21 protein-coding genes and 1 pseudogene are annotated in these 24,993 nt (G+C 65.1%); 4 read left to right on the top strand and 18 right to left on the bottom strand.

The features are described 5' to 3' along the window. Nucleotides 1-31: 31 nt before the first annotated feature. The 3 genes from car to BEMPMBAN_RS03665 form a co-directional block, all read right to left on the bottom strand. On the bottom strand, nucleotides 32-3,550 hold the full coding sequence (gene car / locus BEMPMBAN_RS03675) for a carboxylic acid reductase (protein ID WP_159229035.1): 3,519 nt from the start codon (nucleotides 3,548-3,550) through the stop codon (nucleotides 32-34). A 434-nt stretch (nucleotides 3,551-3,984) separates the two neighbouring features. Continuing rightward, the gene (locus tag BEMPMBAN_RS03670) at nucleotides 3,985-5,100 is read right to left on the bottom strand and encodes an ABC transporter substrate-binding protein (RefSeq protein WP_159229034.1); all 1,116 of its coding nucleotides are present in this window, start codon (nucleotides 5,098-5,100) and stop codon (nucleotides 3,985-3,987) included. Between the two features lie 43 nt (nucleotides 5,101-5,143). After that, a complete protein-coding gene (locus tag BEMPMBAN_RS03665) occupies nucleotides 5,144-5,317 on the bottom strand; it encodes a hypothetical protein (protein ID WP_159229033.1) in 174 nt (57 codons plus the stop codon). Between the two features lie 119 nt (nucleotides 5,318-5,436). Between BEMPMBAN_RS03665 and BEMPMBAN_RS03660 the strand changes: the two genes are divergently transcribed. Further along, complete coding sequence (locus BEMPMBAN_RS03660; protein WP_159229032.1) at nucleotides 5,437-6,213, top strand: SDR family NAD(P)-dependent oxidoreductase; 777 nt, start codon at nucleotides 5,437-5,439, stop codon at nucleotides 6,211-6,213. A gap of 40 nt (nucleotides 6,214-6,253) precedes the next feature. On the opposite strand, the gene BEMPMBAN_RS03655 is transcribed toward BEMPMBAN_RS03660, so the two are convergent. Further along, a complete protein-coding gene (locus BEMPMBAN_RS03655; protein ID WP_159229031.1) occupies nucleotides 6,254-7,030 on the bottom strand; it encodes a FadR/GntR family transcriptional regulator in 777 nt (258 codons plus the stop codon). 372 nt (nucleotides 7,031-7,402) lie between these two features. On the opposite strand from BEMPMBAN_RS03655, the gene BEMPMBAN_RS03650 reads away from it, so the two are divergent. After that, on the top strand, nucleotides 7,403-8,677 hold the full coding sequence (locus tag BEMPMBAN_RS03650) for a cytochrome P450 (RefSeq protein ID WP_159229030.1): 1,275 nt from the start codon (nucleotides 7,403-7,405) through the stop codon (nucleotides 8,675-8,677). A gap of 20 nt (nucleotides 8,678-8,697) precedes the next feature. Here BEMPMBAN_RS03650 and BEMPMBAN_RS03645 read toward each other — a convergent pair whose 3' ends face one another. Then, on the bottom strand, nucleotides 8,698-9,813 hold the full coding sequence (locus BEMPMBAN_RS03645; protein ID WP_159229029.1) for a spirocyclase AveC family protein: 1,116 nt from the start codon (nucleotides 9,811-9,813) through the stop codon (nucleotides 8,698-8,700). Between the two features lie 467 nt (nucleotides 9,814-10,280). Here BEMPMBAN_RS03645 and BEMPMBAN_RS03640 point away from each other — a divergent pair, with 467 nt between their 5' ends. Then, on the top strand, nucleotides 10,281-10,889 hold the full coding sequence (locus BEMPMBAN_RS03640; RefSeq protein ID WP_425294924.1) for a TetR/AcrR family transcriptional regulator: 609 nt from the start codon (nucleotides 10,281-10,283) through the stop codon (nucleotides 10,887-10,889). A 1,589-nt stretch (nucleotides 10,890-12,478) separates the two neighbouring features. Here BEMPMBAN_RS03640 and BEMPMBAN_RS03635 read toward each other — a convergent pair. The 7 genes and pseudogenes from BEMPMBAN_RS03635 to BEMPMBAN_RS03610 form a co-directional block, all read right to left on the bottom strand. After that, nucleotides 12,479-12,781, bottom strand: coding sequence for a hypothetical protein (locus BEMPMBAN_RS03635; RefSeq protein WP_159229027.1), 303 nt, complete (start codon nucleotides 12,779-12,781; stop codon nucleotides 12,479-12,481). A 1-nt stretch (nucleotide 12,782) separates the two neighbouring features. Beyond that, on the bottom strand, nucleotides 12,783-13,925 hold the full coding sequence (locus tag BEMPMBAN_RS03630) for a WXG100 family type VII secretion target (RefSeq protein WP_159229026.1): 1,143 nt from the start codon (nucleotides 13,923-13,925) through the stop codon (nucleotides 12,783-12,785). A gap of 401 nt (nucleotides 13,926-14,326) precedes the next feature. Beyond that, nucleotides 14,327-14,500: a hypothetical protein gene (locus tag BEMPMBAN_RS32450; RefSeq protein WP_234897285.1), complete on the bottom strand. Its 174-nt coding sequence runs from the start codon at nucleotides 14,498-14,500 to the stop codon at nucleotides 14,327-14,329. Nucleotides 14,501-14,603: 103 nt separating this feature from the next. After that, nucleotides 14,604-14,663: pseudogene (locus tag BEMPMBAN_RS32445) on the bottom strand (ClpX C4-type zinc finger protein); the annotation flags it as partial. 405 nt (nucleotides 14,664-15,068) lie between these two features. Then, nucleotides 15,069-15,695 carry a LutC/YkgG family protein gene (locus BEMPMBAN_RS03620; RefSeq protein WP_159229025.1) on the bottom strand — a complete coding sequence of 209 codons (627 nt, stop codon included), beginning with the start codon at nucleotides 15,693-15,695 and terminating at the stop codon, nucleotides 15,069-15,071. Next, nucleotides 15,688-17,175: a lactate utilization protein B gene (locus BEMPMBAN_RS03615; protein ID WP_159229024.1), complete on the bottom strand. Its 1,488-nt coding sequence runs from the start codon at nucleotides 17,173-17,175 to the stop codon at nucleotides 15,688-15,690. Before BEMPMBAN_RS03615 ends, BEMPMBAN_RS03620 begins: the two co-directional genes overlap by 8 nt. Then, a complete protein-coding gene (locus tag BEMPMBAN_RS03610; RefSeq protein WP_159229140.1) occupies nucleotides 17,172-17,915 on the bottom strand; it encodes a (Fe-S)-binding protein in 744 nt (247 codons plus the stop codon). Before BEMPMBAN_RS03610 ends, BEMPMBAN_RS03615 begins: the two co-directional genes overlap by 4 nt. Before the next feature lie 53 nt (nucleotides 17,916-17,968). Between BEMPMBAN_RS03610 and BEMPMBAN_RS03605 the strand changes: the two genes are divergently transcribed. After that, on the top strand, nucleotides 17,969-18,343 hold the full coding sequence (locus BEMPMBAN_RS03605) for an ATPase (RefSeq protein ID WP_159229023.1): 375 nt from the start codon (nucleotides 17,969-17,971) through the stop codon (nucleotides 18,341-18,343). A 3-nt stretch (nucleotides 18,344-18,346) separates the two neighbouring features. On the opposite strand, the gene ppc is transcribed toward BEMPMBAN_RS03605, so the two are convergent. The 6 genes from ppc to gap form a co-directional block, all read right to left on the bottom strand. Next, on the bottom strand, nucleotides 18,347-21,163 hold the full coding sequence (gene ppc, locus BEMPMBAN_RS03600) for a phosphoenolpyruvate carboxylase (protein ID WP_159229022.1): 2,817 nt from the start codon (nucleotides 21,161-21,163) through the stop codon (nucleotides 18,347-18,349). 58 nt (nucleotides 21,164-21,221) lie between these two features. Continuing rightward, nucleotides 21,222-21,515, bottom strand: a complete 294-nt coding sequence (locus BEMPMBAN_RS03595) for a hypothetical protein (RefSeq protein WP_159229021.1) — start codon at nucleotides 21,513-21,515, stop codon at nucleotides 21,222-21,224. A 107-nt stretch (nucleotides 21,516-21,622) separates the two neighbouring features. Beyond that, entirely contained in the window at nucleotides 21,623-21,856 is a 234-nt protein-coding gene (gene secG, locus BEMPMBAN_RS03590) for a preprotein translocase subunit SecG (protein ID WP_159229020.1), read from the bottom strand. 44 nt (nucleotides 21,857-21,900) lie between these two features. Continuing rightward, nucleotides 21,901-22,686 (bottom strand): triose-phosphate isomerase, encoded by a 786-nt coding sequence (tpiA, locus tag BEMPMBAN_RS03585; RefSeq protein WP_159229019.1) that lies wholly within the window; start codon nucleotides 22,684-22,686, stop codon nucleotides 21,901-21,903. Nucleotides 22,687-22,695: 9 nt separating this feature from the next. Next, nucleotides 22,696-23,913, bottom strand: coding sequence for a phosphoglycerate kinase (locus BEMPMBAN_RS03580; protein ID WP_159229018.1), 1,218 nt, complete (start codon nucleotides 23,911-23,913; stop codon nucleotides 22,696-22,698). 36 nt (nucleotides 23,914-23,949) lie between these two features. Then, nucleotides 23,950-24,972 (bottom strand): type I glyceraldehyde-3-phosphate dehydrogenase, encoded by a 1,023-nt coding sequence (gene gap / locus BEMPMBAN_RS03575; RefSeq protein WP_159229017.1) that lies wholly within the window; start codon nucleotides 24,970-24,972, stop codon nucleotides 23,950-23,952. Between the last annotated feature and the right edge of the window lie 21 nt (nucleotides 24,973-24,993).

The following is a 24,993-nucleotide window of genomic DNA, read 5'->3' as shown; positions in this document are numbered from 1 at the left end:
TGCCGGACAATCCAAGGCCCGGCGCTGGTATTCAGTCGCGATGGTAGTGCTCGGTATCCAACAGTCCGAGCAATTCCAGATCGGACAAGTACTTTTCGATGATGCCGAAGTCGATGTGCGGTATGTCGCCTGCCGCGCCCAATCCGAACTGCGCCACGGCGGCCCGGAACCTGTCGGTGGGCGCGAATGCCCCGGCGAGCGCAGGCTGCGGATACCGGAAGCTGGTCAGCAACGGCAGCAATGACGCCTGGCGCTGACGTTCCGGAAGGTTCCGGAGCGCTGTCTCGAAGCGAGAGTGCCATTCCTTGTAGTCGCGAATGCGCTCCACCTGGCGACCTGCTCGAATCATCCAATCGACGTATTGGTCGAGTCCGATACCGTCGTCGTGCGGGTTCACCACGTGGAACGTCCGGAAGCCGACCCGATGGTGTGCCGCGGTCAGTGTCGAGATCGCGTCGGCGACGAAGTCGACCGGCAGCCCGTCGAAGTGAGCGCGAGGGCGGTTACCGTGCTCGTCGAGTTGGTAGAACGAGTACGGCGCGAGCCCGGTCGCCGTGACGCTGAGGATCAACCGCGTCACCATGTCCGGCACGTTGAGCTGTCCGCGATAGTTACCGCCGGCCATGATCATGTCGCAACGAAACACGGTCACCGGCAGACCGCACAGGTCGTGCGCCTCGTGCAGCAAAACTTCACCGGCCCATTTGCTACTGGCATATCCGCTGGCATAGTCATCCCCGAGCGAGCGCCTGGCGCCGACTCGTCGCACGTCGGCGTCCTCGGTGAACTCTCCGAACGGAATGACGGCTCCCACACCGATACTGGAGACGAAGGCAAGCGGCTTCTGGCGGACCGTCAAGGCAAGCCGGATCAGTTCGGCGGTGCCGACCACATTGGGCGCGAACAGTTGCTGATAAGGAAGCATGTGGTTGACCATCGCCGCAGGGTCGACGATCAAGTCGACCTCGCCGGCAAGGCGCTGCCACGTGGTGTGATCCAGCCCGAGGTCCGCCGCGCCCTTGTCCCCTGCGATGACCTCGAGGTGAGGGGCGGCCATCCCTGAGTAGCGCGACAGCAAGTCGGCATCACCGCTGTCGAATACCGAGTCGAGTCTTCTACGGGCCGCCTCGTCGTCCTTGGCGCGGACCAGGCACACGACCTTTCCGTTCACGGCGCTGACCCTGTCGAGCCAGTCGATGAGCAGGAAGCGACCGAGATAGCCCGTTGCGCCGGTCAGCAGGACGGTCGTGACGTCACGCGCGGGGGGTGCCAGCGAGCGTACGCCGTCAAGTATGGATGTCTCGACGAACTTGTCCAGCGTGAGGTCGCTCGCCGCGATTTCGGTGGCGTCGGTCCCGTGCACCGACCCGAAGGTGGGGCGGCTGCTCTGCGATGTCCTCTCGTCCCTGATCAGGTCGGCAATGGCGTGCAGATCGCTTGCCGGGCTGACTATCACGCCGACGGGTACCGCGACATCGAAGATGTCCTCGAGGGCGTTGGCGAAGGTGAGCGCCGACAGCGAGTCTCCGCCGAGGTCATTGAAGCGCGCGGAGGCCGGCGGATCATCGGTGGCAGTGCCGAGCAGGCTGCCCGCAACCCCGCGGACGATATCGATGATCGGGCTGTCCGCGCTACGCTCGCTCAGGGTCCGCAACCGCTGATCGTGGGCATCGGAGAGTTCGACGTACAGCTGTTCGAGCCGAGGTGCGTACTTCGCCTTCAACGCCGGGCGCGAGGGTTTTCTGATGCCGCTCAGGAGCCCGTTGTCGAGGGTGAACGGGTCGGGCTCGACGACGATGTCGCGAGGGATCTCATACGTCTCAAGTTCGGCGTCACGGGCGGCGTTTCGCAAGGAGTCGAGGATCTGTCGCTTGACATCAGGGTCCTGGTGGTGGTTGCGCAGCTCCTCGGTGGGCACCACGACCGCCAGCAAGAAGGATCGCTCGGAGTTCCCGTAGACGTAGATCTGCTCTACCGGAGGGCAATTGACGTACAGAGACTCCAACTTCGACACGGCGACGAATTCACCCTGGGAGAGCTTGAGGACGTTGTTCCGTCGATCGACGTAGTGCACGTCATCTGGGCCCAGCTCGGTCACGATGTCGCCCGTACGGTAGAAACCGTCCTCGTCGAATACCTCGGCGGTCAATGCTTCGCGCTTGTAGTACCCGCGGAACAGCGTGTGAGATTTGACCAGCAGCTCGCCGCGCGGATACGGCTTGTCGGTCTTGAAATAGCCGAGCTCGGGAACGTCGACGAGCTTGTAATCCGACACCGGCGGGCGCTGGATCCGGCCGTCGATGATCAACGATCCAGTCTCGGTCGCACCGAAGGCGTTCATGAGATGCGAGCCGAGCAGCGTCTCCACCCACGCGGCCAGATCTGCGGCGATCGGGGCCGATCCAGTCAACGCAGTGACGTAGCGTCCGCCGAGTACCCGAGTGCGCAAGTCTGCCAGCACGTCTTCTTCGGCCACCTCGGATCCGCTCCGGCGACACTCACCGAGGAACTGACGGTAGAGCATCTCCCACACCCGAGGCACGAAGTTGAGTTGAGTCGGTCGGACGAGCGCAAGATCGTCGAGGATGGTGGACATGTCGCTCTTCGAGGCGAAGGAGGCGACACCGCCGGCGCCCAGCGTCGAATACAGCATGGCGCGGCCCGCGGTGTGACTCATCGGCAGATAGTTCAAGGTGATCGCGGGGAGAGCGAACCCTCGCTCGGCGAGAATTCCCGCGGTCAACGTCCATATCGCTTGGGTGAGGCTCTCGGGCTGCATCGCCCCCTTGGGGCTGCCGCTGCTGCCCGAGGTGTACACGATCGCCGCCAAGCGGTCTGGGTCGGACTCGGGGTCCGGCGGTACCGGTAACGTGCGGCCCCTCTCGATCGTCTGGGCGAGTGTCTCGACGACGACGGGTTGAGCCGATGCGCCGAGCCGACTTTGAGCAGTCCGCAGTGCTACACGGTGAGCGTCCAGCTCAGGATGGTGATCAAAAACGACCATCAATGCCGGTCCCACCGCCTCCGCGAGCACTACACCGACCTCGAGGTACTCTGCGCTGCAGGCGATCACCGTGGGCCTCGTCTCCTGGACCATCGGTAGTAGTTGCCCGGCAGGGGCCCCGGCGTGCAGGGGCACCGATACGCCCGCGAGCAGGGGCACGGCCATATCGACGGTCGTGTAGTCCACACTGCAAAATCCCAGGGTGGCTATGCGATCGCCGGGTTGCACACCCGCCGCCGCGAACACCGCAGCCACGGCGGTCACCCGCTCCCAGAGCTCCCCATAGGTCACGGTGTCGTACCGCTCAAGCACTCCTACCGCGGGGCGACCGTCGACGTCGACGATCTCGGTGGCTCGCTGGCCCAGGGCGGGTCGGTCGGCGTAGCCCTCCGCGATCAGGCGCATGATGCCCACCCAGCCGACATCCGGACTCAGAATGGCTGCGCACACGTCCTTGTCGGGAAGTGTCGCGGCAAACTCGGCGTCGTCGGCAAGCAACGCTCCGACTCGGCGAGCCAGAGCTTCGGTATCGGCGTCAGTGAGCATTCCGTTGGGAACCCTTCGCGGTTGGGGCACGTCGTAGACGAGCGGTACGCCCCACCCCTGCCGCACCGGATAGTGCGCACTGCGGATCGTCGGGAGTCCGAATCACACCGGTCGCCACCGAGCCGTCGGCATCAACCCCTGGTGCCCGTTTCGCCAACGATCCCTTCCAGGGCGTTGATAACCCTCTACATCTTTCTCGTCGAGAACTTACCTCACCGACCGGCGCTGTTGCATCAAACGTCAGGGATTGCCACGGATCGCATCGATGAGGGCAGGTCAGGAAGTGTAGGTACGGTCGTGCGGTCGAGGAAGTAGGGGTTCATGTCCTTGACCCGAGTAAACGAGGACACCCAGGTCGAGATCGGGCCGGTCGATCACTTCACGAATCTGAGCCAAACCGACTGGGCCGGTGGCGCATTGCACCACTCGCATCGTCATGGGGCCATGCGGGGATCGACGAGACCCTCGATAGTCGCGTAGAGCTCGCTTCTGCTCGCATCGGGCAGAACCCTACGCGCGACCAGGAACTCACTACCCACCCAGCCATGGCGGATGTACTTGCCAAACCGTAAACGTGTGCCAGGGGCGCCCGTGGCCGCCGGCAGCATCTTCACCTTCTCCAATGCATCTTTCACTCCGGGACCCGTCAGCGGACGAGCAGTGGCCAAGGCGGTCAGCATCAGACGACCGACGTCGTAGCAGTAGGGCGGAAAGAAGTACTCCGGTCGACGACCGTGACGTGCTTCGAAGGCATCGAGGAAGCCGCGGCACGTCTCATTGCGTTCATCGAACTGGTCCAGCCCGATCCAGCCGGCGAACTGCCCACGCCACCAGTCACTCGTCGCGGCGAACTCGAAGGCAGTCGTGGTGTACCGCTTGGGCATCCACCCGATCGTCTCCAGGGCGGCGTTCATGCCGATCACGCCCAGCCCGAATCCCACGTGCATGACGGCGTCAGGACTCACTGCTGCCAGGGCGGACATCGCGGTGTGCTTCGCGGACTCGACCTGTGGGATCGGCACCTCCGCGAGGATGTTGATACCCGCGGCTGCGCACGCAGCCCGCGTTGTCCGCAGATACTCGCGGCCGATCAGGGAATCTTCGAACGCAATCCCCACGGAGCGGCACCCGTCTAGCGCCGCCACGGTGGCCATGATGATCGGTTCCTCTTCCATCGAGCCCGCGGGCAGGCCGAATACCCATTCCCCGAGCATGCTCTCGGAAGCACCCATCGTGATGATCGGCACCTGCCCGAGGTTTTCGACGTGCGGGCGGAGGGCGACTCCGTTCTCCGATACCCATGGACCGAAGATGACCAGGGCGTCCTCCTCGACCAGCTCGTAGAACGCGTCGCGGACGGCGCGAAAGGAACCGTTCGGAAGGCCCTGCACCGCTCTCACGATGAACTCGACTGGTCGTTCCAGGATGCCGTTGTCGGCGAACTGGTCGGCCACCAGCTGGAGGACCGGGAGGATGTTCTCGTCGTACCCCCCGTCCTCATCGAGGTAGTCCATGAGCAGTCCGATCCGCGCCGGCGTCACCTGAGGCATGCTTCTCCTTCGAGTCGAACTCGATCTCGTAGCCGTTCCGCGGCTACCACTGGGATTCGACGGTTTCGGGCATCCACGTCATGTGCTCAACCGTGATAGCGAGTTCGCCGCACAGCGCGCGCACCCCGATCTTCATCGCGCCGACGGTCCCAGCGACAGAGTCTCGGCCGGTCGTCTCGGTGGCACACTGCACTACCGCGACGGACGCTGTACGCATCTGCACGCGACCACCCTCCGCGTTCGGCTTCTCGGTCTCACTTCCCAAACCTATAGAGGTATACGCTAGATGATCGCAGAACCGCCCAGCTATCGGGCTCGAATGAATGGGATAGATGCGTGAAATCTCCAGGTGAACTCTTCGACCTCACCGGCAAGGTAGCCGTCGTGACCGGCTCCACGCGCGGCCTCGGCAGGGAGATCGCATTCGGCCTCGCCCACGCCGGCGCCGACGTAGTGGTGAGCAGTCGCAAGGCTGCCTCCTGCGAGGCAGTGGCAGCCGAGATCGCCGCCGCCACCGGGGTGAAGGCAATCGGTATCGCATGCCACGTGGCCGAATGGGACTCGATACCGGCGATGGTCGACGAGGTGGTATGCCGGATGGGACGCATCGACGTTCTCGTGAACAACGCCGGAATCAACCCGGCCGCGCAGTACGCCACTGACGTTTCCAAGGAACTGTGGCAGAAGATCTTTTCCGTGAACCTCGAGGGCCCATTGCGTACCAGCCAGTGCGTCGCCCCGGTGATGCGCGATGGCGGCGGAGGCAGCATCGTCAACATCGGATCGATGAGTGGCTACGGTTCCATCGTGCAGTCGGCAGCCTACGGCGCCTCGAAGTCGGCGCTGCGCCATCTGACGATGACGATGGCGCAGGAGTTTGCACCATGGAATGTTCGGGTGAACATCCTGAGCCCCGGCCCCTTCAAGACCGAGATGCTGGCCGCCGCCGAACAAGCGCAACCGGGTGCGCTCGCCATGCTGGCCGCGACCAACTCCCAGAACCGTGTCGCCGACATATCCGAAATCGTCGGCCCCGTACTCTATCTGGCGAGCGACGCATCGTCCTACGTGACCGGTGACGACCTCACCGTCAGCGGCGGCATGCGCAAGTGAGGACGCGCTTGCCCGGCATCATGGCGAGGTCGCTCGCGGCCTATATGTGTGGTGTGAGTGCCACGACCGACGAGGCGTGCTCACCCAAGAGCGATCGGCGCAGTCGTCCCATGTGGCTGTTCCAATGCACTTGCGCAGCGTCCCCTTCGCCGGCCTCGATCAGCTGCACGAGAATCTCGTGCGCGCGCACCGCCCGCCGGCGCGCGTTGACGTCTTGGCGACGGGACTGCTCGATCACATCTTGGACTGCACGTCCGATGACCTCGTTCAACATCTCGGCGATCAAGGTCAATGTTCTATTGCCTGCGAGTGCGACGATTGCCTCGTGAAAGGAAACCTGCGCATTCGTGAATGCCACCGCGTCATCGATGTCACGCTTCTGGACGGTGATGATCCCGCGGAGCTGCTTGGCAGCACGGGTGCGGCCCCGCGAGTAGGCCACCGAACGCGCGGCGGCGGGTTCGATGATCGTGCTTGCTTCGAAGACGTCGGCGAGGTCCACGCTGCGTGATTGCAGCACGAGCGCCGCGGCCCTCGCGGTCACCCGGCGGTCGGGCCGGTGCACGGACACACCGCCCAGAACGCCGCGCACGATCGAGATGAGGCCCTCAGCTTCCAGGATGCGCAGCGCTTCACGTAAACTCGGACGCGATACGCCGAATCGTCCGATCAACTCGGCTTCGGTACCGAGCGAATCACCCTCGGCAAGCTCGCCATCGAGGATCTCGCGCCGCAAGTCGTCGGCGACCTGTTTCGGCTTCTCTCTCGACACGGCTGCAGCGGCGTCCGTGCGCAGCCCGCCATCACTCTTCGCCATGTCGGCAGCCCATCTCTCTCGCACTCATCCGGCGTCGGAAGTCTATAGCGGATTTTTCGGCTCCGCGGACGGGTCCTTGGGCTCAAGGGTCTGCCTGAACCAATCCTCGTCGGCGGATTCCTCGACCTACCGATACCGTTGCGCTTACAGTAGCTACTGCAGGCTCATCGAGTCGCCCTGACGAAATCAGCCTGTTCCCCCCGTTGGCACGGCTGCCGACAACGTCGACAGAGAGGACTTCCTGCGGGTCGGCAGGCCGACCGACTCGGGTTCCAAGGCAACTCAGTCGAGCCAATGAGGAAACCGACTGCGGAAAGGTATACCGTTGTCCCAACAGTTGACAGCTGAACACCTTGCCCCAAGGAGACCGCCATGCCGGGACCTCATCCGCCCTCCTCGAGTGCAGCGCCCGGCACCGACTCGAGAAGCGTTGATTTTCACCAGACTTCGGGTCCGGTGCGGTTCAACCCCTATACCGAGGAGTTCTTCGAATCTCCCTACGCGATCTATCGCAGAATGCGCGACGAAGCGCCCGTGTACTACAGTGAGGAACTCAACTTCTTCGCCCTGACCCGCTACGACGACGTGGCCCCCGCATACCGTGACTTCGCAACATACTCGTCGGCCCGCGGGGTCAGCGTCGACATGGTCAACGCCACCAAGCTGAAGATGCCCAAAGGGCGAGTCCTGATCATGATGGACCCCCCCGAGCACGAACTGATGCGCAAATTGGTCAACCGCGTCTTCACCCCGCGTGCGGTCGCCGGTTTGGAAGCGATGGTGGCCACCAAGATCGACAGCGCGCTCGCCCGTGTCGACCCGAGGCAATTCGATGTCGTCTCGGACTTCTCCGCCCTTTTCCCCATGGAAATCATCGCCGACATGCTCGGTGTCCCCACGGAAGATCGCAACGAGCTGCGCCGCCTACTGGACAAGGGCTTGGAGCGCCAGCCCGGGCAAGCCCTCCCGACACGGGAGAGTATCGACGCGATGATCGCCTCGGGGACGTACTACTTCGAACTCGTCCAGAAGCGCCGAAGACAACCCCAAGACGACATGATCAGTCGGCTGATCGACACGGAGGTGATCGAGTGCGGGGAGGCCAGGCGGCTCGACGACGTCGAGATCGCCGGGTTCGCCAACATGCTCGGCGGTGCCGGCGCAGAGACCGTCACCAAGCTCATCGGAAACGCCATCGTCGTCTTCGCCGAACACCTCGACCAATGGCGGCGGTTGCGCACGGACCGCGACAAGGTTCCCGCTGCCTTCGAGGAGCTTCTCCGGTTCGAAGGCCCCTCCCAGTACAACGTTCGTTACAGCCTCAAGGAAGTGACGTTGCACGGGAGGACGATTCCACAGGGCAGCGCCGTCATGCTCATCAACGGCGCTGCCAACCGCGACGAACGCGCCTTCCCTGACCCCGATCGGTTCGACATCGATCGCGAACGCAAGGTCGGCTTCAACCTCGGTTTCGGCTACGGGATACACAGCTGTTTGGGAGCTGCGCTCGCCCGGATGGAGGGACGCATCGCACTGAACGCGCTGCTGGATCGGCTGCCCGACTTCGAGGTCGACAGCGACGGCCTCAAGCGGGTCAACATGACCAACGTCATCGGGTGGTCGCACGTCCCGGTTCACGCCCTGTGACGCAGTGCCAGACCTCGTCGCTACGTCTGTCCACGCGGGCACTCGTCGGCTGGCGGCGGTGAGTTCCGGGTCGGCTCGGTGTGGTAGGGCCCCGGCCACCAACCTGACAGGTAGGGGCCAGGCTGCCCATTGAGGCGCATCAGTCCGTTCGGGCCGGGTACCGCACTGTCGCAGTACAGGAACGGCTGCGCCGTCCCCGTGGCCAGGCCCGTCTTGTGGATGATCGCGTAGGGCGTCATGAACAACACGTAACCCGTCGTGAGCGCCCCATAGATCAACACGAACGTGCCGGTGCGGCCCCACCGCCGCAACACCGGCAGACGACGCGACAATCTGACCGCGGTGGTGACCCCCTCGTCGTCGCGCCACCACAACAGGGCCGCGAAGACGAACGGGATGGTGGTGGCCACCGACTGCCACAACAACGGAAACTGGTAGCGGGTACCCACCCATACCGAACCGAACGGAACCACCTGCAGGTACATCAACATTCCCGTTCGGATCATGAAGACCTCGACGAGGGCATCGAGAACGAACCCCACCCCGATCGTGACGAGGGTCAAGGAAAGCAGTGGTCGGCGTCGGATGAACGACTCGCTGCCCACGCGCGGCATGATGCGTTCGCGCAACAGCCAGATCGCGGTAAGTGGAATACCCAGGTAGAAACCGAAATAACCAACGAGACCGACCACGGGTTCGATGTTCGGCGCAATCGAAGCCCACGGCCAGCTCACCGGCCAGTGCAGCATCTGCGGGTCGTATACCGCGTAGGGCGCCCAGTTGCCAAAAGGGTCCAGAGAATAAAGTCCCAGACCCGACACGAAGAACATGGCTCCCACCGTGACTTCGCGCTTCTCGATGCAGCTGGTTACCACGAGGGTGGCGGTGATGACGAACATCGCCACGCTGGCAACCTCGAAGAGCCTGCCCCAGTGCGGGAATCCGAACAGCGGCGGACTCGCCCAGGTACCCGATGGCACCCCCGGGACCGCCCGGCTGCCGAGATCCACGGTCAACCACATTGCGGCGATGGCGAGGACGGTCAGCGCCGCTATCGTCGTTCCGACGATGTAGAGAAGCCGCCGATGTGCGGTTCGCTCGTCGAGCTTTCCGCCGGTAGTGGTTTCGTGCAGCACGCTTGACACTCCTCAGATTCGAAAGTCGATCAAGCCGCGGATATTTCGGCCGCAGCGCATGTCCGAGATCGCGACGTTGATGTCACCGAGCGGGTAACCCCGGGTCGCTACCTTGAGCTCGCCACGGGTCAAACACAGCGTCGACTCCACCTTCCCGCCCGCCACTGATCGAGCACCAGCCACTGCCGTGCGACAGGGCGGCCTCGGCCATGTGGATCACACCGACGTCAACGCGCCACTTCGAGTGACCTCGGTCGAGCACCGCCCCATTCTGCAACGGACTGCACGTTTTGGGAAGACTTGTGCAAACAAAAGATCTACACCTATTGCCGAAACATCAGACATATCGGTGGTGGTGATGGTGCGACCAACCTGATACGAACGCCGCGCACCCGCGGCTCGGGGCGGATAGTCTATGGACCCACATCGCCCGGCCGGGCATTCGTCACCGCACGTGAAAGGTTGCCGTGGGGCGCAGAGGGTGGGGTGGCGTGCCACCTGAGGACAATCAGGAGGCGCGACAACGGATCATCGAAGCAGGTGCACGTTGCGCGAAACGCAGTGGTGCGGCGGCGACCACGTTGTCCAGCGTGGCCGATGAACTGGGTGTCACCCGGCACACCGTTTACCGGTACTTCAACAATAGGGAGGATCTGTTCAGCGCCGTGGCCATGGCGGCATTCCGAGAGTGGGGAGCGAACCTGGCGGATCGACTGGCACAGATCGACGACGTCGTCGAGATGCTCATCGAATTAATCATCGCGGTCGTCGATCGACCGCCTGCCGNCTTCACGTTGCTGCTGGACATCGAGCGTGCCGATCTCTTCGGTCGAAGGCTGCTCACGGGCGACCCCTTCCGGATGACGAGAGGATTTCTCGAGCACTCCGGCTTCGATTGGGCTGGAATCGGTTTCGACGACAAGCTCCTCGACTCGCTGACCGAGTTCGTTCTGCGCATGATCCAGTCCCTGATGATTGCGCCGAGCGACCCGCGTCGGACGCCTGAAGAACTGCGCAGCTTCCTACGCATGTGGATCGGGCCCGCCGTAGACCATGTCCGGTGCGGGACGGGATGACTGCATGTTCTTCGCTCGCGAGCCGCTTCAATTGCTGATCGAGGGGAAGTAGTCGCTCGTCCTCGTGCTGTTGCCGTGCGATGTGAGCGGCTATCTGGTCGCGGATCCACGACTCGTATACAGCTGTGGCGCCGGCGCCGGCGGTGACGGCTTCGGTGACGATGCCGGCCAATCCCTCTCTTCATCAGCACACTTCGAAGGAGTTTGTGTGCCATTGCCGACCCGGGCGGCCCGTCGACGATCTCGACCGGCCACCGTCTGGCTGCTCGGCGAGGAAGCCGCGTCGACGCTCTGACGCTCCGATGATCTGACGACCATCCAGGTGCTGAGGCGGGACCCCAAGGGGTGAGGAGCGACCGATGAGGCTGGCGACTACTTGCGGCATGCGGGGCGCGGTGGCAGGAGCAGCGTGTGCTGTCGCACTCGCCGGAATGGCGGTGACGGGCGCGACTGCGTTGGCGAGCGCGGCGCCCGGCTCGGGTTCGGCAGCTGCGCCGGTTCCCCTGCAGAACCCCGACCTCCCGACAAACCCGGATGACCCCCGATGTCCAGCAATGCCCGAGGCGGCCCCCTGCGTGGGAGGACCTTTCGACGTTCCCACCAGCCCGTTCGACCCGGCCTGCATCAGCCAGCCTGCCAACCGGCATGTGCGGGCGGTCCCTACGCGCTGCCGACGCCGCGAGCCGGCGCGGGTATGCCCGGCCAGATTTGAGACCGCGGACCGAAGTCCCGTGCGGACTTGTCGGAGTCAACGCGGTCGGTCGGTTCTGGGCATGATCGAACATATTCGGGGAATCGCAGGCGGCGGCGCGCGGTCGATCGTCGATCGGATCGCGGCGTCGGCGCGGGCCCAGAACCAGGCTTGCCAATCGCGGCATGAGCCAGAAGGTGTACCTCCGGCGTCCCGCCGACGGTGGTCAACACAAGGGCGGATCCATTCGCGTGGTGGACACGAACTCCGGGCTCGCCGCCCTGCATGACGCCGTCGAGGTCGTAGGGCAGCAGCTTCCCCAGCAGTCCCCGGAGTTCGGCGCCAGTGGCCGTTCCTGGTCAAGCTGTCCACGTGGAGCACAGTCGTGCCGCCTGGTCGGATCCGGACGCGCTGCACACCGTAGGGGTGAGGGAAGTAGTCACCCGGATTCAGCGCCGTGAACACCGCTGATTCGAGTTCGCGCTGCGTCGCCTCGGGAGCGTCGGGTATGGAGGCCATGTGATCGATCGACGTGTCGTTGCACAACGCCCGCCACGATTCACCGGTGTACTCGATGCGTTGACGTAGCGCGTCCTGATGGGTGCCCACCATAGATCCTCACCCGCATTAGCCGCCCTAATGCGTCGAGGAGACGAGGAGCAATCCCGTAGTGGCCGAAGACGATCCAGCGAGATCAGAGATCCCTTGATCCGCTTATCGCTGTATCTGGCGGCAACAGCGTGGTCGAATAGGCCGCTCAACGGCCTTGAGCAGGATGCACCATCACGGGCCTGTACGCGAAACGAGTATGCGGTTGATCTGGTTTCGCCATCGCTGGCAGCGTTCCTGCGAACGGAGCGTTGGCGCCGTGGTCTCGTTCCCAGAAAAATGATGGCGCTCAGTGAAACCACATCGTGGCTGTCGACGGACTGTCTAGGAAAGCCGCCGCGGCGATCACGACTTGGGTCACCACCATCGCGGTCATCAGCGGCCATGCCGTCGTCGCGCGCCGGCGAGTCCATCGGTAGGCGAAGATCACGAACGCAACCACAGGTGCCACCATCGCGCCGAGCGTTATGGAATAGAACATGCCGCCCAGCATGAACGTCACCAGCACGCATGCGAGGTAGATGCCCGTAGCTGCCAAGACGCCTAAACACAGCATCCCTGACGTCGATAGGGCGCGCTTCACCGTGGTCATGTTAGTGGCCCCCGATCACTCTCAACGGAAGTGCTTCGTACCCCTTTGACTGGACAACGTGCGTGACGACGTTGTCGATGTATGGCTGCCAGACCAACTGAGCCAGAGCGGTGTAACCGACGCGGGCAGGGGCCGAAAACGGGCTATCGCCGGAACCGGGGCCTTCGGTGATGTAGCCACGGATGTCGAGGTTCGGGGCACCGCCCTGCTCAGTCCATCGGAAGTGGATGGTGCTTCCCGGCCCATCCGCATGTCCAGGCAACGTGGCGAACTCGATGTCGATGGCATCTGCGGCCCTGTTGATCTGTGTAACCTCCACGGGCAAATTGGCCGCTTTAACGCCCGCGAGGTTCATTTCAAGCGGTATCTGGTCTCCGACTTTGGGGAACTCTTTCGGCGCGCCGCCAATGGGGAAATTGCAGTTGAAGCAGCGGTGCAGTTCATTCCAGACATCATCAAGGGAGACAAGGCTTCCCCCGTCGATAATCTCGCCGTCCGGACCGCGTGCGTTCACGGTGGTGGTGTAGTCGTTGTTGTACTCCCATGGGCTTTCAGGGAAAGGGCCGGGCGGTCCTTGCTTGAAGTCGACCGCTCGCACGGCGCTATCCTCAGGCAGTTCAGCGAGGCCGTGATGATCCAGTTGTGCTGTGACGGTGGCGATTTTGGCAGCGATTTCGTTATCGGCGGTGTTCAGTGCAGCGACTCGGACAGCGATCGTCGCCGCATGTTGCCGTGCTAGCCCGACGCGCAACCCGTCGTACCGCCTGGCGTCGGTAACCGAGAGGTGTTCACCCACGGTGAACCCCGCCTCGCGGGCATCGTTGACTGCATCAACGGCTTGGCGTTTGAGATAGTCGAGCTGATCAGCACCGCGGCGAGCAACCGCAGCGGCCTCCTGCAACGCGTCGGACAGGCCGCGGACCGTCACTAGATCACCGAACGAGCGTTCCTGAGCCGCGTCCGCGGCAGCTCCTTCCCATACAGTGCCGCCCGGTGCCAGCGTGCCTCGGTGCACGCTGGTGAAGGTGTCTTCCCAATGCTCGGCGGTGCTCTCCCAATCGGTGGCCGCACCGTAAAGATGTTCGGTGTCCCAATCGAGAATCTGTGAAAGGCTCGGCGCTCCTGCGCCCCCCGCGGCGGGCATCTACACCTGCACCGACGCACCTAGCGCTGACAGGCCTTGCGCAGAGTTCTCGTCAGCGCTCGCATACTGAGCCGCGGAAACAGTCAGTTTGTCGCCCGTGGCCTGGACTCTGCCCGCCAGCACCGCAGCTGCCGCCCCGATCGCGGCATACAGACCGCTGACCGCCGCAGAGGTTGCCTGCACTGGTGGTCCCGCCGGCGCGCCGGGAACCTGGCTGGCTAACCGCGCAGCATCGTCCGCGCACTGCCCAGCCAGTGTCCGCAAGCCTGTATCGAAAACATCTAGAGTCCCCACGCCCATGAGTCTAAGGCGTGCAATCTAGTCGTTCTATCGGCAGCTTTGCGAAGACTGGCCATGACACCATCATTGAGAGTCTCCCTCTGACCGTCTCGAAGCGAGAGCTAATCGTGAGTGAAGCGTTCCCAGGCTGACTGCCGTGTGACGCCCAGCGCCGCGGCGATCCGGGACCACGCAACTCCGCGCTGCCGAAGCTCGTCCACGCGAGCACGTAGGTCTGCCTCGACGTTGGCCGTCGTGGCCGCAACGCGCGGGATCTGGTCGAGCAATTCGTCCATCCGAGTAGTCCTCGCGATCCCGCAGCGGGAGCGTGTCTCGATCAGGTTGATCCTCCACAATTGCAACACATTTGGTGACACAATCGCTGCAGATATACACGGTGTGACCGCTAATCAGCTTCTCGACCTGACGTGATTCACGCCCGCAGAACGAGCAGTACATCACTGCTGACACTGCTTTGCCCATGCCCCGCACCCCTCCTCTGCGTCAGGAGCGTCCTGACACCCATCTCTATCGGGGTACCCCTGACAGAGATGCTATTCAAGCTGCGATTCGCGGCAGTAGAGGGAAGCGGCGCTGCCGCCTTCTTGGCTGCGGCGTCCGGAGAGTCGGCCCGCCATGTAGGTGTAGAGGACCGACCACATCCAGTCTCCAATAGCGATCTCTCATCCTGAGATGAGCTGCTCTGCGACGTGCGGCATGATTGTCAGGCGTGCTGGTCAAACCCGCGAGTTTGGTCGTCGCCCTTTCGGCTCTTGCGTCGGCATACCGTGCGATCGCGACGGTCGCCGATCACACTGTCGAATACCCAGTCGATCAGACGTCGGCGACGCCCGAACAGGTCCACTAGTCGATGACGACGACATGCAGTGTGCGGGGGCCGTGCACACCTTCGACCCGGTCGAGTTCGATGTCGCTGGTGGCACTGGGTCCGCTTATCCACGTCAACGGCCGGGTGTGTAATCCCGATTCGACAAGCCGGGCAACCGCTTTGGGAACATCGTCAACGATCTGCTCGGCAGATACGACACACACGTGGACATCCGGGACCAGGCTCAGCGCCCGCCTGCCCTGACCGTCACCGTGGTCGAGGACGATGGTGCCAGTGTTCGCGATCGCCACCGTCGCGGTGGTGACGACCGCGTCGACCCGGTCGAGGTCGTAGGCGCCGAGTCCGTCGTCAGCGACCCAGTTGGCGCCGGTCGGCCAGGTGCGGCGCACTGCGGGATCAGCAACCGCCCGCCGCGCCCCGGCCGCCTGCAAGGCCGCCGCTATCGCCCCTGCAGCTCCTCCGGGTTCGACCCGATCGATCCGCGCGCGGTAGTCGGCGACGCGTTCGACGAACCGGGCGACAACATCGACATCACCGGTGCCGACGACTCGCCCGTAGACCCACGGCACCTCGGTTGCCGCCGGACGCTCGGACAGTGCCGCCCGGACCCGCCCGAGGATCTCGGCGCGTGCCTCACTCATGGCCACCGCCGGTTCGCTGCCACCAGCTCCGGAAGGACTCCGCCGGGGGGACCGGCGCGTCGCGTGCCTGCGACCAGGCCCTCACCGGCCACGGCAGTCGGCGCAGCACCTGCCTGCTGCCCAACCGCTTGCTGCGCAGTGCTTTACCGACCATCGCCACCGCCCTTCCGGCAGCTGCCCACCGTCGGGGTCCGGCGAATGTCCAGCTCGCCGCCGTCATCGCCACCTGCTCACCGGACGGCACTCCCCCGCGCCGCTCGTCGATCACCCGCGTCCGTAGGTGCACCAGCATCGACGGGATGTCGATCCGCACCGGGCAGACGTCGAAGCAGGCCCCACACAGGCTTGAGGCGAACGGCAGCGACTTGTCGATGTCGCTGCCGGTGCCCCGTAACTGCGGGGTGAGCACCGCCCCGATCGGGCCCGGGTACACCGAGCCGTAGGCATGGCCGCCGGTGCGTTCGTACACCGGACACACGTTCAGACATGCCGAGCAGCGGATGCACCGCAGCGCAGCCCGACCCTCGGGGTCGGCCAGCACCCGGGTGCGGCCGTTGTCCAGCAGGACGATGTGGACGTTCTGCGGTCCGTCGCCGGCAACCGGGCCGGTCCAGACCGACGTGTACGGGTTCTCCCGTTCACCGGTGCTGCTACGCGGCAGCACCTGCAGGAACACCTCCAGATCGCGCCAGGACGGCAGCACCTTCTCGATGCCGACAACCGAGATCAGCGTCTCCGGCAGCGTCAGACACATCCGGCCATTGCCCTCGGATTCGACCACCACCAGGCTGCCGGTGTCGGCGATCGCGAAGTTGGCCCCCGACACCGCGACCCGGGCCCGCAGGAACTTCTCCCGCAGGTGCAGCCTGGCCGCTTCGGCGAGGCGCTTCGGTTCGTCGGTCAGGTCCTCAGCAGCTGGACGCCCGACCCTGCCCATCTCCCGCAGAAAGATCTCGCGCACCTCGGCCCGGTTGCGGTGGATCGCCGGTACCAGGATGTGGCTGGGCCAGTCGCCGCCGAGTTGAACGATCAGCTCGGCCAGGTCGGTCTCCCACGCATCGATCCCGGCGGCGGCGAGCGCCTCGTTGAGCTCGATCTCCTGGGTGGCCATCGACTTGACCTTGACCACCTCGTCAGCGCCCTGCGCCCGCACCAGATCGACGACGATGCCGTTGGCCTCCTCGGCATCGCGGGCCCAGTGCACGGTCGCCCCCGCGGCGGTGGCGTTGGCCTCGAACGCCTCCAGATGCTCGTCGAGACGGTGCAGCGCCGCGTCCTTGATGGCTTCGGCGGCAAGCCGCAGCTCCTCCCAATTGTCGAGCTCACCGACGGCCGCGGCGCGTTTGGCGCGGATGGTGCCGGTGGCGTGGGCGAGGTTGCGGCGCAGCACCGGATCACCCAGTGCTGTCTTCGCCGCTGTCCGGAATGCCGGAAGACCCAGAAACTCGCGGGTGACTCCGACATGCGGCCGGTCGCTCACGTCGCACCCCCGGTGTTGGCCAGTATCTCGGCCAGGTGCATCGTCCGCATTCCGCTGCGCTGCCGCGACAACACCCCGCCGATGTGCGCCAGGCACGAGTTGTCGCCGGCGACAAGGACTTCCGCTCCGGTGTCACGCGCCGCTCTGGCTTTGTCGGTACCCATCGCGACCGAGGTGTCGGCGTTCTTCATCGCGAAGGTACCGCCGAAGCCGCAGCACTGATCGGCACCCGGCAACTCGACGAGGTCGATGCCGCGCACCGCCCGCAGCAGACGCAGCGGCCGGTCACCGACCCGCAGCATCCGCAGCGAATGACAGGTCGGGTGGTAGGTGACCCGGTGCGGGAAGTACGCGCCGACATCGGTCACGCCGAGGACGTCGACCAGGAACTCGGAGAGCTCGTAGACCCGGGGGGACAACGCCGCGACGGCGGCCTGCAACCGCGCGTCACCCGCACGTGCGGCGACGCTGTGGTGCTGATGACGCACCGACCCGACGCAGGAACCCGACGGTGCGACGACGGCGTCGTAGCCGGCGAACGTGGCGGCGAAGTTGCGCACCGCCGGGATGGCCTCCTCGGCGTAGCCGGTGTTGGTGAACATCTGCCCGCAACACGTCTGTCCGGTCGGGAAGTCGACGTCGCAACCCAGTCGGCGCAGCAGCCGCACAACCGCTTTCGGCGTCTCGGGCCACATCACGTCGTTGAAGCAGGTGGCGAACAGCGCAACCCTGCGAGACATCATCATGGGGGAACATATCCGACTCTCCGACAGCACGCGTCATACTGGCCGATATGGCAGACAAAGGTGGCAGACCAGCAGTCCGGACCGGTGGCGAGCGGATCAGGAAGCTCGCCCAGGCGGCGCTGAACGCCGACGTCACCGTCGAGCAGGTCGACACCATCCTGGAAGGTCTGACCGAGACCCTGGAAGACCTCAACAAGTCCACCGGCAACCTCGACGCCACCCTGGAGCGGTTCAACGACACGATCAGCCGCATCAACGAACTGGCGCCCCGGCTGAACGCGGTGGTCGACCGGATGGAAGGCATCGTCGTGCGGGTCGAACGGATCGTCGGTATCGGAGAATCGGTGATCTCCCCGCTGGCAGCCACCGAGCAGGTCGTCCGCGGCGCGGTGAACAAGGTCCGCCGCAGCGCCGGCCTGTGACCGCTACCCGCTGTTGCGCAGCGCTGTGGCCAGCCCGCTCATGGTGAGCAGGATCCCGCGCTGCACGAGCTCGTCCTCGTCACCGGAACGGTAACGACGCAGCAGTTCGACCTGCAGATGGTTCAGCGGTTCCAGGTACGGGAACCGGTTGAACACCGACCGGGCCAGCGCCGGGTTGTCGGCGAGCAGGTCGTCGTGCCCGGTGATCAGCTTGTGCATCCGGATCGTGCGCTCGTGCTCCTCGGCGATCTTGTCGAACACCCGCCGCCGAAGCGATTCGTCCTCCACCAGTTCCGCGTAGTGCGCCGCCAGCCCGAGATCCGATTTGGCCAGCACCTGTGCCATGTTCGACAACACCGTCGCGAAGAACGGCCAACGCCGGTACAGGTCCTGCAGCACCTCCAGCCGGCCTTCGCCTTCGTCGCCGTCGGCGATCCACTCCTCGAAGGCGGTCCCGGTGCCGTACCAGCCGGGCAGCATCACCCGCGACTGGCTCCATGCCAGCACCCACGGGATGGCCCGCAGATCCGAGATCGACGTGGTCGGCTTGCGCGAGGCCGGTCTGCTGCCGATGTTGAGTGCGCCGATCTCGCTGACCGGTGTCGACGCCTTGAAGTACTCGACGAAACCCGGCGTCTCGTGCACCAGCTCGCCGTAGGCCCGTTGTGCGCGCGCCGCCAGGTCGTCGAGCACCTGGTATGCCGGCTCCGACAACTCCCCCAGCCCCTCGGTGTCGAGCAGCGTGGCTTCCAGGGTCGCGGCCAGCAGGGTCTCGAGGTTGCGGCGGGCGATCCTGGGCTCGGCGTACTTGGCGGCGATCACCTCACCCTGCTCGGTGAGCCGCAGCGAGCCCTTCACCGCCCCCGGTGGCTGCGCGAGGATCGCGTCGTAGCTCGGGCCGCCACCGCGTCCGACCGTGCCACCGCGGCCGTGGAACAGCCGCAGCCGGATCCCGGTCTTGCGCGCCGACTCCACCAGGTCGAGCTCGGCGCGGTACAACGCCCAGTTCGCGGCCAGGTAGCCGCCGTCCTTGTTGGAATCCGAATAGCCGAGCATCACCTCCTGGCTGTCACCACGTGCGGCCACGACCGCCCGGTACAACGGAAGGTCAAGTGCGGCTTCCAGAATCGAGGATCCCCGCTGGAGGTCGTCGATGGTCTCGAACAGCGGAACGATCCCGACCGGTGCGTAGGGGCGCTCAGCGGATGCGTCCAGCAGCCCGGTCTCTTTGAGCAGCAGCGCCGCCTCGAGCATGTCCGACACCGACTGGCACATCGAGATGATGTAGTTCGGCACGGCCTGGGATCCGAAGACGTGGACCGCCCGTGCGGCCGCGGCGATGATGTCGAGTTCTTTGCGCGCGAGCTCGGACAGTTCGGCGTCCGGACCGGTCAGCGGCCGACGGGTGGACAACTCACCGACGAGCAACTCGACGCGATCGGGTTCACTCAACGAGGCATAGTCGGCGTGCACGCCGGCCCACGCCAGCAGCTCGGCGACAACCTCCTCGTGCACGTCCGAGTTCTGCCGCAGATCGAGGCCGGACAGATGGAAACCGAAGACCCGCACCGCCTCTCGAAGCCGAGCCAACCGGTCGTCGGCGAGCACGGCGCTGCCGTTGGAGCGAAGTGAGTTGTCGACGGCATCGAGATCGGCCAGCAGCTCTGCGGGCGTGCGGTAGGCCTGCATGCCGAGGTCGAGTTCGTGTTCGGGCTGGCGGTCGAGTATCTGTTGCGCCGTTGCGGTCAGCCGGGCGTGGATCACCCGCAGCGCCCGCCGGTAGGGCTCGTCGGCGCGGGCGGGTTCGTGACACGCCTCGGCGAGTGCGGCCACTGCGTCGCTGATGCGCACCAGCCGCGACGACATCGACAGCTCCTCCTCGAGCGCGGTGAGCTCGACGAAGTAGTGCGCAAGGGCGGTGTAGGCGGCGCGGCCGGTGGCCAGCCGGACGACGTCGGCGGTCACGTTGGGATTGCCGTCGCGGTCCCCGCCGATCCACGATCCCGGACGCAGGATCGGCGCCTCCAACAGTTCGCCGCCCGGCCAGCGGGCCTGGAACGCGGCTCGGACCTCGGCGTTGACCTGCGGTATCACCTCGAAGAAAGCGGCCGGGTAGTAGCGAAGGCCCGTTTCGATCTCGTCCTGGATCTTCAGCCGGGACAGCCTGATCAACGCGGTCTGCCAGAGCGTGAGAATGTGTCGCCGCAGTTCAAGCTCGACATCCCGGCCGTCCTCGGTGGTGACGTGACCGTGCAGGCGCAGCCGCATCAACTCGGTGATGCGGTGCTGGGTGTCGAACACCGTGCGCCGCCGAGTCTCGGTGGGATGGGCGGTGATGACCGGCGAGACCAGCGCACCGACGAGTGCATCGGCGACGGTTCCCGCGTCGAGTTCGGCCGAGTCGAGTTTCAGATAGGTCGCGGCCAGGCTGCTGTTCTGCGGTGGTGCTCCAGCGGCCTCGTGGACCGCCCTGCGGCGCTCGCGGTGGATGTCCTCGGCCACGTTGGCCAGCAGCGCGAAGTGGGTGAACGCGCGGATGACGGGGATGGCCCGATGAACATCAACACCGTCGAACAGCTTGGCCATCTCGGCACGGTCGATCTCGGATCTGCGCACCCGGAAGGATTCGACCCGGGCCCGCTCGACGAGATCAAAAACCTCGTCACCGTTCTGCTCACGCACGGTGTCGCCCAGGATCGCACCGAGCAGCCGGATGTCCTCACGCATCGGCTCGGTGGCCTCCCGGCCCACCTGGGTGCGCTGCACGGCTCCGATCGGTTCCAGGGCAGCGTCGGGCGTCGCGTCAGAAACCTCAGTCATGCGTTCAAGTATTGAGGGCGAGCCGGTGGAGCGCAGGGTGAGGGTGCCTGCCTGCTGCTCACGCGTACAACACCAGCATCATCAGCACGAGGGTGATGACCAGGACCACGAGCGCGACAGCGACGATCACCGCGACGCCGCTATAGCGCTGCGGCGGCGGCCCCAGGGACCCACGACTGAACACCCACAGCGGCATCTTGTACTCGAGCTCGACGAACTGGCCCGGGTGCACCACCACGGTGTAGTCAGCCACGCCGACCCGAGGCGGAATCAGGTAGGGAACGAAGACCTGCACGTCGTAGCGACCCGGCCAGGTCGGATAGTGGGCGCGCCCCCAACTCGCCGCCGGCATTTCGTAGCCGTTGAGCAGAACCTTCGGCTTGAACAGCAGAAAGCCCCACGACAGCGGGAAGTACGCCGTCGTGAGGCTGATGCCCTGAGCGGGCGGCGTGTTGTGGTTCAGCCGTACTTGATCTGCAGAGCCGTACCGACGATGGACACCACCCAGATACCGGTGACGAACAGCGTCAACCGGTCCAGGTTCTTTTCGACCACGGTGGAGCCGGACAGGCTGGACTGCACGCCGCCGCCGAACAGGCTGGACAGACCGCCACCTTTGGCGCGGTGCAGCAGTACCAGGAGCACAACCAGCACACTGGTCACGACCAGGATGATCTGCAGGGCCAATTCCATGGCCGCCAGACTACAGGGCGCGGGATGTGCCCCAGGGCTGCGGGTTAGGGAAGGGGTCCGCCCGCTGCGATGGCCGACAGGGTCGCGAACTGCTCTCCGTCCAGCGACGCTCCACCGACCAGGGCACCGTCGACGTCCGCCTGACCGACGATCTCACCGACGTTCTTCACGTTGACCGATCCGCCGTAGAGGATTCGCACCCCGGCGGCGACGTCGACCGACGCCAACGCCCCGATTTCCTTGCGGATGGCCTCACACACCTCCTGCGCGTCGGCGGCGCTGGCGACCCGGCCGGTGCCGATCGCCCACACCGGTTCGTAAGCGATGACGGCCTGAGCGATCTGTTCGGCCGACAACCCGGCCAGCGAACCGCGCAACTGACCGAGGTTGTACTCGACGTGGTTGCCGGCCTCGCGGATGTCGAGGTGCTCACCGATGCAGATGATCGGGGTCAGCCCGTGCTTGAACGCGGCCGCTGCCTTCGCCGCGACCAGCACGTCGTCCTCGTTGTGGTAGGTGCGCCGCTCCGAGTGGCCGACGACGGCGAACGTGCAGCCGAGCTTGGCCAGAAAGGCGCCGCTGATCTCACCGGTGTAGGCGCCCGAGTCGTGCTGGGACAGGTCCTGCGCGCCGTAGGTGAGGCGCAGTTTGTCGCCGTCGACGAGCGTCTGGACGCTGCGCAGATCGGTGAACGGCGGGATCACGGTGACATCGACTTTGTCGAAGTACTTGTCCGGCAACGAGAATGCGATCTTCTGCACCAGCGCGATCGCCTCGAAATGGTTGAGGTTCATCTTCCAGTTGCCGGCGATCAACGGCTTACGCGACACGTGAGTCTCCTAGTTTTCCTGGGACAGGATCTGGATACCGGGCAGCTCTTTGCCCTCAAGGTATTCCAGCGACGCGCCGCCACCGGTGGAAATGTGGGAAAAGCCGTCGTCGGGCAGGCCCAGTTGACGCACGGCGGCTGCCGAGTCTCCACCGCCGACGACGCTGAAGGCGCCTTTGCCGGTGGCGGCGATGATCGCTTCGGCCACCCCCTTGGTACCGGCCGCGAAGGCGGGGAACTCGAAGACCCCCATCGGGCCGTTCCAGAAGATCGTCTTGGCGTTGGACAGCAGCGCGGCGAACCGCTTCACCGACTCCGGCCCGACGTCGAGACCCATCTTGCCGTCCGGAATCTGGTCTGCGGCGACGGTCTCCGCCGGGGAGTCGGCCGCGAACTTCTCCGCCACCACGATGTCGACCGGCAGATGCAGGACGTCCCCGTAGGTGTCCAGCAGCTTGCGACAGGTGTCGATCATACTTTCTTCGAGCAGCGAGCCGCCAACCGAAAGTCCTTGTGCGGCAAGAAATGTAAAGCACATACCGCCACCGATCACCAGGCTGTCGGCCTTGGTGGCCAGGTTCTCGATGACGGCGAGCTTGTCGGACACCTTGGATCCGCCGAGCACCACCGCGTACGGCTTCTCGGTGGAACTGGTCAGCTGCTCGAGGACCTTGACCTCGGTCGCGACCAGCGTGCCCGCGTAGTGCGGCAGCAACGTGGCGACGTCGTACACCGAGGCCTGTTTGCGGTGCACGACACCGAAACCGTCGGAGACGAACGCACCGTCCTCGCCCACCAGCTCGACGAGCGCCTTGGCCAGCGAGAGGCGTTCGGCGTCGTCCTTGCTGGTCTCCCGTCCGTCGAACCGGATGTTCTCCAGCAGCAGGATGTCGCCGTCGGTGAGCCCCTCGGCGCGAGCCAGCGCGTCGGATCCCACGACGTCACCGGCGAGCTGGACGTGCCGGCCCAGCCTCTCGCCCAGCGCCGCCGCGACCGGGGCCAGGGAGAACTTCGGGTCGGGCTCGCCCTTCGGCCTTCCCAGATGCGCGGTGACCACCACTTTCGCGCCGGCGTCACTGAGCGCCTTCAGCGTCGGCACCGAGGCGATGATGCGACCGGGGTCGGTGATCCTGCCGTCGTCGAGCGGGACGTTCAGGTCGGAGCGCACCAGCACGCCCCGCCCTGTCACACCCTCTGCCAGAAGGTCGTCGAGCGACTTGATGCCCATCGGCGTCTACCTATTTCCCCGTCGCATCGCTCGCCCTCAAAGCGACTTGCCGACCAGGCCGACCAGGTCGACCAGCCGGTTGGAGTAGCCCCACTCGTTGTCGTACCAGGAGACGACCTTGGCCTGGTCGTCGATGACCTTGGTCAGGCCCGAGTCGAAGATCGAGCTGTGCGGATCGGTGACGATATCGCTGGACACGATCGGAGCGTCGTAGTACTTGAGGATGCCCTTGAGCCTGCCATCGGCGGCCGCCTTCATCGCCGCATTGATCTCGTCGGCGGAGGCGGACTTCGCCAGCTCGACGGTCAGGTCGGTGACCGAACCGGTGGGGATCGGCACCCGCAGCGCGTATCCGTCCAGCTTGCCCTTGAGCTCCGGCATCACCAGACCGATCGCCTTGGCCGCGCCGGTGGAGGTGGGCACGATGTTGAGCGCCGCGGCGCGGGCCCGGCGCAGATCCTTGTGCGGACCGTCCTGCAGGTTCTGATCCTGGGTGTAGGCGTGGATCGTCGTCATCAGGCCCTTGACGATGCCGAACTCGTCCTGGAGCACCTTGGCCATCGGACCCAGGCAGTTCGTGGTGCATGAGGCGTTGGAGATGATGTTCTGGCTGCCGTCGTACTTCTCGTCGTTGACGCCGAGCACGATCGTGATGTCCTCGTCGCTGGCGGGCGCGGAGATGATGACCTTCTTGGCCCCCGCGTCGAGGTGGCCCTGTGCCTTGGCGCGGGCGGTGAAGATGCCGGTCGACTCGACGACGACGTCGACTCCCAGGTCACCCCAGGGAAGAGCGGACGGGCCTTCCTTGACCTCGAGCGCCTTGATCTTGGTGTCGCCGACGACGATGGTGTCCTCGCCTTCGAGGCTGACGTCATAGGGCAGCCGGCCCAGGATCGAGTCGAACTTCAGCAGGTGGGCGAGCGTGGCGTTGTCGGTGAGGTCGTTGACGGCCACGATCTCGATGTCGCTGTTCTTGCCTTCGGCCTTCTGCGCATCCAATGCGCGGAAGAAGTTGCGTCCGATGCGGCCGAAGCCGTTCACGCCTACCCGGATCGTCACGTCTGTCTCCTCATGTTTTCG

The sequence above is a fragment of the Mycolicibacterium austroafricanum genome, from assembly GCF_902705885.1.
Taxonomy (GTDB): domain Bacteria; phylum Actinomycetota; class Actinomycetes; order Mycobacteriales; family Mycobacteriaceae; genus Mycobacterium; species Mycobacterium vanbaalenii_A.
This window is presented reverse-complemented; position numbering and strand designations above follow the sequence as displayed.